Origin of the sequence: uncultured Brachyspira sp. (assembly GCF_910578695.1) — a bacterium.
Taxonomy (GTDB): Bacteria; Spirochaetota; Brachyspiria; order Brachyspirales; family Brachyspiraceae; genus Brachyspira.
This window is the reverse complement of record NZ_CAJTQJ010000013.1, coordinates 44283-54132: the sequence shown is the minus strand read 5'-3', so window position 1 is coordinate 54132 and position 9850 is coordinate 44283. Positions and strand designations below refer to the sequence as shown.

Here is a 9850-nt window from a genome sequence, read left to right as displayed (position 1 = left end):
AAGATGAATTAAGCGAAGAAGAAAAAGAAATGTATAAAAGCTATTTATCTAATGAAGATAATGAGAAAAATACACACAAAGAAATTAAAGAAGAGATATCTGATAATACTATAGAAGAAAATAAAGAAGAGGAAATTACTGATAATCAAAAAAAAACTGAAGAAGAAGAAATTATTAATAATGAAGAAGATTTATCTGAAGAAGATAAAGCTATGTTTGAAGGATATTTAGATAAAGCTGACGGACAAGATGAAAATGAATTAAGCGAAGAAGAAAAAGAAATGTATAAAAGCTATTTATCTAATGAGGATAATAATGAAGAGAATAATGAAAATAATAAAGAGAATAAATATCATCAGGAAGATACAGCTGAAGAAATAACTGAAGAAGAATTAGAAAATCTCGTATATATAAATAATGTTCAGATAGATGAAATAAAAGATTCCGACTTAAATATGTTGGAAAAAATAATAAGCGGCGATGATGAAAATGGCATAGAGCTTATACCAATAAATAATAAAACAAATAAAAATGATATTCAGGAAGATAATGTCAAAGTTAAATCTTTAGAACATTTTGATTCTATAGATGAGCTTTTAAAGAAGGAGACTAATATGTCTGAAGAAAAAGAATTAAAAACTATTGAAAAAGAAAATTTAGATGACAGTGTGGCAGTTGAAGAAGAGTTTAGTTTAGGAGATGATAATGATCATATTCTAATGGAAGAAAAAGAAAATAAACTTACTGATGATGATGAAGATTTTGACGGAGAAATTACTCAGTCAGATCTTGATCATGCTGTAAAATTATTTGAATCTGAAGAGTCCTATGAAAATGACAATGCTTATAGTTCTAAGCAGGATTTATTATTATCAGAAAATGAAATTAATAAATTTAAAAAACTATTTGGGTATTTCAAAAATATTGTAGAAAAAATGTCTCCTCAAGATTTAAATGATTTCTCTAAAACAGAATTTTATGATATGTATTCATCTTTGTTTAGAAAATTCGGAGATTAATTAGATAGATAAATAAAAATAGATTTTATTATAATTTTTTAATTTCTATCTTTCAGCAATACTAAATCTTCGCCTTCCAATTCTTTTACTCTAACAGATACATACTGATCCTCTGGTACATTAAGGGTAATTCCAACATAATTAGCAGATATAGGAAGCTCTCTTCCAAATCTATCAACTAGAACAAGCAAAGATACCTTTTTAGGTCTTCCATAATCAAATAAAGCATTAAGAGCAGCACGAATGGTTCTTCCTGTATAAAGCACATCATCAGTAAGAAGTATAGTTTTGCCGTTAATATCAAAAGGTATATCAGTTTCTTTAATTTCAGGAAACTCAGATAGAGTAGATAAATCATCTCTATAAAGATTAATGTCTATAGCCCCAATAGGTATATCTTTTTTAACTTTCTCTTCTAAAAGTTTTTTTAATCTCACTCCCAAAAAATCCCCTCTTCTCCTTATACCTATAATAGCCAATTTTTCAATATCCTCTTTTTCAATAATTTCAGCAGCCAATCTAGGAATAACTTTATCATATTCTTCAGCTTTTAATAAAACTCTCATTTTATACTCCTTCAATACTTTAATATTAATCTTTCAGCCTGAAAAAATTATAACGATTAAAAGGAAAAAAATCAACATAATTATTTTTTTACTTTTGAATAAAAAATATGTTAAGTGTTTTTTTACTTTACCGATATTATATATAAGGACAGTAAAAATAATTAAAGTTAACATAAGAGTTGATAATTTTATTTTACTGTTATATAATTGAAAAAACAAACATATTAATTTAAGAGAGGAAATTATATGGCAGACGAAGAAAATTTAGACGAAGAATTGGAAGAAGGCGAAGAGGAACAAGCCGAAGCTGCACCAAAGAAAAAATTTGGCTTAAGCCCTATGATTGTCAAAATACTTATGGGAGTTGCTGCCATTTTAGTTGTGGCTTTAATATCTGGGGTTATAGCATTTTTTGTATCTAAAAGTGTAGGAAAAGCTGCTGGAGTACAAGGCGGTGTTGTTGATGATATGGTTAAACAGCCTCCGCCATCAATATATCGTATAGATCCTGAATTCAATGTAAATACAGCAGACATAGATGTAGCAAGATATATAAAAGTCAGTGTTATATTAACATATACTACTAATGCAAAACAGCTTGCTGTGGAGCTTCCTGAAAGATTCTATATGATAAGAGACAGAATTACAACAATACTTAGTTCTTATACTTATGATCAGCTTAGAACTAATGAAGGAAGAGAGCAGTTAAAGGCTGATATTAAAAGGGAAATTAATAGTATGCTTAGAAATGGTCAAATAGATGGTATATTATTTGATAACTTCTTATTAAGCTAATTACAAGAAAGGAAAAATATTTATAGAAGGATACTCGTATGACAGAAGTATTGTCACAAAGCGAAATAGATGCATTACTAAGTGCTATATCATCTGGTGAAAGTTTAGATAATATTGACACTAAACGCGTAGAAGTAGAACATAGAAAGATTAAGATATATGACTTTAAACGTCCTGATAAGTTTTCAAAAGACCAAATTAGAACGCTTCAGATGATGCATGAAAACTTCGCACGTGTTACTACAACTTCATTATCTGCTCAGTTAAGAACTTTGGTAGGCATTCACGTAGCAAGTGTGGATCAGCTTACTTATGAAGAGTTTATAAGAAGCGTCAGCAATCCTTCTACTTTAGCTATTGTTAGTATGGACCCATTAAAAGGCAGTTCTATATTGGAGATTGATCCGTCTATCACTTTTACAATTATTGATAGATTATTCGGAGGTCCAGGCGAAAGCCCTAAAAATATTAATAGAGAACTTACCGATATTGAGCTGTCTGTTATAGAGGGTATTATAGTAAGAATATTAGGCAACCTGAGAGAGGCTTGGTCGCAGGTAATAGATTTAAGACCTAGACTTGGTTCTATAGAAACTAATCCGCAATTTGCTCAAATGGTTAGCCCTAATGATATGGTTGTATTAATTACTTTGGAAACTAAGGTAGCTGATGTTGAAGGTATGATGAACTTTTGTATACCGTATATTACTATTGAGCCGATACTTTCTAAATTTTCAGCTCAATATTGGTATGCATCTGTTAGAAGAGGAAGCACTAGCGAGAATTTAAAAATTATTAAAGAAAAATTACAGAATATATTTGTTGAAACTTCGGCGGAACTGGGATCTATGCAATTACCGCTGTCAGATATTCTCAATCTTCAGAAAGGCGATGTTGTTAAATTTACTGATACTAAGATTACAGATCCTGTTATATTCAAGATAGGAAACAGAAAGAAATTCTTATGCCGTCCGGGTATATCAGGCAGCAGAATGGCTGTTCAGCTTACAGGTGTTATGGATGGAGAGGCTGATATGACCGAAGACGATTTATTAAAAGAGGAGGATTAAGGTTATGATGAGTGATGGTGCATTATCTCAAGATGAAATAGAAGCTTTGCTTAAAGGTGCTGATGATGCTTTCGGAGGAGACGCTGCCCCTAAAGCTGCTAATAACGGCGGAGGAAATGTAGATAAACAGCTCTTTAATGAAGCTGCTAAAATGATAGCTGAAAATCAGGCTTTTTCACTATCTTCTATCTCTACTAAAACAGTATCTATCACTAATATTACTACTACAGTAGGTGATGTTAATAATTTGCATCAAATGCTCTCTGGAAAAATGGTAGAAGCTAAAGTAGGATATACAGGTTCTATTAATGGAAATGTTTACTACTATATGGGAGAAAATGAAGCTTTGGCAATTGCATCTCTTATGATGGGACAGAAAGAAGCTGCTTTAAATGATATGGTAACTCAGGTATTAAAAGAAGCTTTCTCTCAGATGGTTGGCGTATCTGATAGTGCCTTATCTTCAAGATTTGGAGGTAATTTTACTAATGAGCCTATAGAAACTTCTATACTTGAAGATGCTTTTAGTATAAATATACAAGGTCCTTTAGCTATAGTAAGCGGATCTATATCTATTGAAGGCGAAGTAGACGGAGCTCCTTATGTATTTGCTTTAGAACTGCCGTTACTACAAAGTTTATTGAGTTCAGCTTCTAATACATCTGCTGGAAATACTCAGGCAGGCAATTCAATGTCAGGACTTGTAGATAATCAAGCCTTTGATTCTTCCCCTCAATTAGGTGTGCAGCATGCAGAATTTAATTCTTTAATGCCTGCTTCCGATGTACAAGGCACTGGCAATATAGGACTGCTCATGGATGTTACCATGAACATGACTGTAGAACTTGGAAGAGCTACTATGACTATTAGAGATATATTAGGACTTGGAGAAGGTTCTATTATAGAGCTTCAAAAATTAGCAGGCGAGCCTGTAGATTTGCTTGTTAATGGAAAATTAATAGCTAAAGGCGAGGTTGTGGTAATAGATGAAAACTTCGGTGTTCGTGTTACTGATATTATTAACCCTATGGACAGACTTACTAATAAACCTAGATAAATAAAAAATAAATTAAAATAATTATAAAAGCTGCGGGTATTAGTCATTTACCAGAGACTATATGCCCGCAATTTTTTATATTTTGGTTTTTACTATTGCTTTAAAAAAATTTTTTTAATTCAATAATTCAAAAGCATAATATTTCTATTATATATATTAGTATATCAAAAAAATATTTGAATATATAAAATAAGTCAAAAGAAACGATCAAAATTAATAGAATATTTTATTTACATATTTGCTTATGTTTTTTTATTTCTTTATTAAAAAAAACTTGTTCGCCGATTTGCCGTCTTTGGTGCTGCTAGCTAAGACTTGATTAGTTAAATATCATTATATATAAAAACTATTATTTTTAATTATCTCCTCCATTTCGTGAATAACAGGCACTCAAAATTTTTATATTGAGTTTTCAAGTATTTAAAATCATTGTTTATTATTAGCTATAGATAAACTTGTCTGAAATTAGCTTATAACTTCATTATTAAATAGCAGTAATAATAAATCATTATTTTTGTTGAAAATTATTTTATAAAGATATATACTGTAATATATCATTATAAAGGGTATTAAAAATAATGAGTGATATAGAAAATGCTTCTGATAATAATATGCCGCACAGCAATATCGATTTGCTTATGGATGTTTCTATTAATGTCATAGTAGAACTTGGAAGGGCAAAATTAAGTGTTAGAGAAATCCTAAGTCTTGGCGAGGGTTCTATCATAGAACTTCAAAAATTATCAGGAGAACCTATAGATTTATTGGTTAATGGAAAGTTAATAGCAAAAGGCGAAGTTGTAGTAATAGATGAAAGTTTCGGAGTTAGAATTACAGATATAATTGATCCTGCTTATACATCCATTAATAAAAATCAATAATTTAATTTTTAATATCTAAACCTAATGTGCATTAAATCATACTAGTCTGGTACAATTTTAATTAAACATCATAAAAAAATATTAAGCAAATTTTAATTATACCGAAAATACTTATAAGAAATATTAAATTTTGGAGGAATACGCCTTATGATGCGTTCATTATTTGCCGGCGTGTCTGGTTTGCAAAATCATCAAACTCGAATGGATGTAGTTGGAAATAACATAGCTAATGTTAATACTTACGGATTTAAAAGAGGCAGAGTTACTTTTAAGGATATGATAAGCCAATCTCTAAGCGGAGCAGCTAAGCCGCAAGAGGATAGAGGCGGTATCAATCCTCAGCAAGTAGGTTTAGGTATGATGGTTGCAACTATAGATACTATACATACTCAAGGTGCTTTACAAGTTACAGGTGTAAACACTGATTTAGCTATTCAGGGAGAAGGTTTCTTTATTGAAAAAAGAGGCAATAATTCTTTTTATACTAGAAACGGTGCTTTTTCTTTGGACAGAAACGGATATTTAGTTAATCCTTCTATAGGTTATAAAGTACAAGGCTGGAATGCAGTACTTAATCCTGAAACAGGGGAGATGGAATTAAATACTGCTGCAGGAGTTGAAGATTTAATTATACCTGTAGGCTCAAAAGATCCAGCAAGAGCTACAGCTAATACTAAATATTTCTGCAACCTTCAAAAAAGCGGAGAAACACATCAGTCAGATTTAACAATATATGATTCTACAGGAATACCTCGTCAATTAAGAGCTACTTTCAATAGAACAGATATTAACAGATGGGATATGGTTATAGATATACCTGATGCCACTGAAGGAAGTGTAAGCATATCAGCGGGAGACCCTGTAGAAGGCGGCGGAAATAATACTTTTCAATTAGTATTTAATGATGCTGGTTCTTTAATTTCTGTAAGCGACGGTGCTAATACTCAAACTGAAGGCGTATTAATGCCTAATGTATCTTTCACTTATCAGGGAACAGAAGGGGAAGTAAATCAGACTATTAATCTTACTTTAGGAGAGGCTGGTTTATTTAATGGTATTACTCAATTTGAATCGCCATCAACTACTAAAGCCATAGAGCAGGACGGTTATGGTATGGGTATGCTTGAAGGATTTAGCTTTGATGACAGCGGACAGATAACAGGAGTATTTACTAATGGAAACAGAAAAACATTAGGACAGGTTGCATTAGCTAAATTTAATAATGCAGGCGGTTTAGAGAAATCAGGAGATACTTTATTTGTAGAAAGCAATAACTCAGGTCCTGCAAATATAGGCGTAGCTGCTGCAGAAGGAAGAGGTTCTATTAAAGCAGGTACTTTAGAAATGTCTAATGTTGATTTGAGCGAGCAGTTTACAGATATGATAGTAACTCAAAGAGGCTTTCAATCTAATGCTAGAACTATAACTACAGCAGACCAGATGCTTCAGGAAGTTATAGGGCTTAAGAGATAATATATAGACTTTTTATGATTTTATAGTATAATAGGATTAGGAGTTTCTGATATATGATACATATAACAAGATTTGACGGAAGTATATTATATGTAAATCCGCATCAAATAGAATTTATGGAGGAGACTCCTGATTTAGTAATAACAATGTTATCTGGAAGAAAGGTAGTAACTAAAGATAGTTTTGATACCGTTTTAGGAAGAATAATAGAGTACAGAACTAGAATAGTTAATGAAGATAATATAAAAAAGCCGTCTTTTTACGGCGATGAAGAATAAAAAATTATGGTTAATTTTTTAAAGAAAATTTTAGTTGGAGAGTAAAATATGGATATAATTGTACCTATATGTCTTTTCCTTCCGATTGGTCTTAACTTATTTGGTATTATAGGTAGCGGCGGTACTGTTCAGCACTTTATAGATGTTGCTTCTATTATCATTGTAATAGGAGGAGGTGCCAACTCATTAATAATGGCTAATGACTTCGGCACTGTATTGGGCGTACCTAAAGCTATTAAAATGCTTTTGAATAAGCCTGGTTATGATGAAGCACAAATAATTATAACTCTTTTGAGTTTTTCTGAAAAGGCAAGAAGAGAAGGACTGCTTGTATTAGAAGATGATATACAAGAGATTTCAGATCCTCTGCTTAAAAAAGGAATGCAGCTTATAGTAGACGGAACTGATCCTGAACTTGTAAAAAATATTTTGAATACGGAAATAGATAACTTAGAGGCTAGACACGATTCTGTTAGAAAGGTATTTGAAGATGCTGCTTCTTTATTCCCTGCTTGGGGTATGATTGGTACATTAATCGGACTTGTAATAATGCTTAGAAGTTTGGGCGGCGGCGGCGGTGTTGAAGCGATAGGAGGCGGTATGGCTGTAGCACTTATTACTACATACTACGGTTCTGTTATTGCTAATGGTTTTGCTCTTCCTATAGCTGGAAGACTTGCTGCAAGACACTCATCAGAGGCTACTGTTCAGAGTATTATGATTGAAGGCATATTATCCATACAGGCAGGAGATAACCCTAGAATAGTAAAAGATAAGCTAGTATCTTTTCTTCCTCCAAATCAGCGTCAGAAAGTTAATGAACAAGTTGGAGACAGATAATAATTTATAGAGGTAAATAATGGCTACTATTAAATTTGGTAAAAAAGCTAAAAAAGCCGGCGATAAGGCTCAAGTACCCGGTCCTTCCGCTCCTTTATGGTTACAAACTTACGGAGACTTCGTAACATTAGTATTAACATTCTTCGTATTGCTGCTTTCTACAATGTCTACATCGGTAAGCGATTCTTCTATACAGCTTATTGCTACAGCATTTCAAGGATCATTCGGTGTTATGACAGGCGGAAGCACATTATCTCAAAGCAAGCTTATTTACGGCGGTGCTAGTGTAGATACTCTGCCTTCTACTGACAGAGGGTATTCTGTAGGAAAAAGTATTGATAAAGCTGTTTCTGTTTTGGAATCAGAAATTAAAAGCAGAAAATTAAGGGTGGAAGAAAATGAAAGAGGATTCATTATAAGTCTTGGTGCAGACAGATATTTTGAATCTGCTTCAACTAATTTAATTGATAATCAAAATAATGTTGAAACTTTTATAAAATTAGCTTCTATACTCAGCGGTTTGCCAAATGATGTAAGAATAGAAGGACATACAGATGCAGGTTCTATCATTCCCGGAAGTATTACCGAAGAAAAATTTGGAAATAACTGGGGGCTTTCTTCTGCAAGGGCTATGGTTGTTTTGGAAAAGATATTTGAAAATGATCAAGCTGGAGCATTAGATAGAAATAAGTATTCAATTGCAGGATATGCTGATACAAGACCTATGGCGTCCAATGATTTGCCTGACGGAAGGGCTTTAAATAGAAGGGTTGATATCGTTATAGTAAGAAATGATGTTACATATTATAATCAGAGATAAAAAAGTACAAAATAAGAAATAAAATGCTCTTGGCTGATAAATGGGAAGACTATAAAATTATAGATTGCGGTGAAGGCGAAAAACTTGAGAATATAGGCGGTTTTTTAGTATCGCGTCCTGATTCTCAAGTTATTTGGTCTAAGAAGCTAAGCAAATGGAATAATTTAGATGCTGTGTATCATCGTTCTGATAAGGGCGGAGGTTATTGGCAGTATATAAATAAGCCGAGAGATAATTTTATCATTAAATATCAAGATTTATCATTCAAAATAGAATTTACTAATTTCAAACATATAGGTATTTTTCCAGAGCAGGCTGTTAATTGGCAGTTTATTATAGAAAAAATCAAAGAAAAAAAATCTTCTCTTCATAAAGATAAAGAAATAAAGGCATTAAATCTATTTGCATATACAGGAGGTGCAACGGTAGCTTGTGCTTATGCTGACTGCGATGAAGTTGTTCATATAGATGCGTCTAAAAAAATAGTAGAGCATGCCAAAAAAAATATAGAAATTAATAATCTTCAAAATAAAAAGGTAAGGTTTATTATAGATGATGTCATTAAATTTGTTTTAAGAGAAGTAAGAAGAGAAAGAAAATATGATATTATAATAATGGATCCTCCCGTATACGGCAGAGGACCTAATGGAGAGCTTTGGCAGATAGAAACTAGTTTAACAAGATTGGTAGAAGAATGCATTAAACTCTTATCAAACTCCCCTATTCTATTTTTAATCAACTGCTATACTGCTAATTTTTCTCATATATCATTAAAAAATATTTTATCATCTTCTATAAAGCATAGCGGAACTTTTGAAAGCGGAGAAATAGGGCTTCCTGTAGAAAACTCTGATATAATTCTTCCTTGCGGTATATATGCAAGATTTTACTCTTAAAAAAATTATTTTGAAGTGAAATAAAATTTATTTGACATTATATAACTTAATAAAAATGATTTAAATATAAAAAATAGAATATTTAAACACTATAACAGATACTAGTATATTAAAATTATAAAATAAATAAATTAAAAAAGGAGCCGATTTCTCAG

Annotated in this window: 11 protein-coding genes; 10 read left to right on the top strand and 1 reads right to left on the bottom strand. The window is 31.8% G+C overall.

Annotation, left to right across the window (positions count from 1 at the left end):
* Positions 1 to 1019: hypothetical protein (locus QZ288_RS05635; protein WP_295156170.1), on the top strand; the 1019-nt coding region annotated here is incomplete at its 5' end.
* Positions 1020 to 1057: 38 nt separating this feature from the next.
* On the opposite strand, the gene pyrR is transcribed toward QZ288_RS05635, so the two are convergent.
* The gene (gene pyrR, locus QZ288_RS05630) at positions 1058 to 1585 is read right to left on the bottom strand and encodes a bifunctional pyr operon transcriptional regulator/uracil phosphoribosyltransferase PyrR (protein WP_295156167.1); all 528 of its coding nucleotides are present in this window, start codon (positions 1583 to 1585) and stop codon (positions 1058 to 1060) included.
* A 246-nt stretch (positions 1586 to 1831) separates the two neighbouring features.
* Here pyrR and QZ288_RS05625 point away from each other — a divergent pair, with 246 nt between their 5' ends.
* The 9 genes from QZ288_RS05625 to QZ288_RS05585 all read left to right on the top strand — a co-directional run bounded on the left by QZ288_RS05625 (position 1832) and on the right by QZ288_RS05585 (position 9695).
* Positions 1832 to 2380 (top strand): flagellar basal body-associated FliL family protein, encoded by a 549-nt coding sequence (locus QZ288_RS05625; RefSeq protein ID WP_295156164.1) that lies wholly within the window; start codon positions 1832 to 1834, stop codon positions 2378 to 2380.
* A gap of 38 nt (positions 2381 to 2418) precedes the next feature.
* A complete protein-coding gene (fliM, locus tag QZ288_RS05620) occupies positions 2419 to 3450 on the top strand; it encodes a flagellar motor switch protein FliM (RefSeq protein WP_295156161.1) in 1032 nt (343 codons plus the stop codon).
* Positions 3451 to 3454: 4 nt separating this feature from the next.
* A complete protein-coding gene (gene fliN, locus QZ288_RS05615) occupies positions 3455 to 4507 on the top strand; it encodes a flagellar motor switch protein FliN (RefSeq protein WP_295156159.1) in 1053 nt (350 codons plus the stop codon).
* A 578-nt stretch (positions 4508 to 5085) separates the two neighbouring features.
* Entirely contained in the window at positions 5086 to 5388 is a 303-nt protein-coding gene (fliN, locus tag QZ288_RS05610) for a flagellar motor switch protein FliN (protein WP_295156157.1), read from the top strand.
* Between the two features lie 147 nt (positions 5389 to 5535).
* A complete protein-coding gene (flgE, locus tag QZ288_RS05605; RefSeq protein ID WP_295156155.1) occupies positions 5536 to 6861 on the top strand; it encodes a flagellar hook protein FlgE in 1326 nt (441 codons plus the stop codon).
* 53 nt (positions 6862 to 6914) lie between these two features.
* Complete coding sequence (locus tag QZ288_RS05600; RefSeq protein ID WP_295156152.1) at positions 6915 to 7139, top strand: flagellar FlbD family protein; 225 nt, start codon at positions 6915 to 6917, stop codon at positions 7137 to 7139.
* Positions 7140 to 7187: 48 nt separating this feature from the next.
* Complete coding sequence (locus QZ288_RS05595) at positions 7188 to 7979, top strand: MotA/TolQ/ExbB proton channel family protein (protein WP_295156150.1); 792 nt, start codon at positions 7188 to 7190, stop codon at positions 7977 to 7979.
* A 19-nt stretch (positions 7980 to 7998) separates the two neighbouring features.
* Positions 7999 to 8799 carry a flagellar motor protein MotB gene (locus tag QZ288_RS05590; RefSeq protein WP_295156148.1) on the top strand — a complete coding sequence of 267 codons (801 nt, stop codon included), beginning with the start codon at positions 7999 to 8001 and terminating at the stop codon, positions 8797 to 8799.
* 23 nt (positions 8800 to 8822) lie between these two features.
* Complete coding sequence (locus QZ288_RS05585) at positions 8823 to 9695, top strand: class I SAM-dependent methyltransferase (protein WP_295156146.1); 873 nt, start codon at positions 8823 to 8825, stop codon at positions 9693 to 9695.
* Positions 9696 to 9850 lie beyond the last annotated feature (155 nt).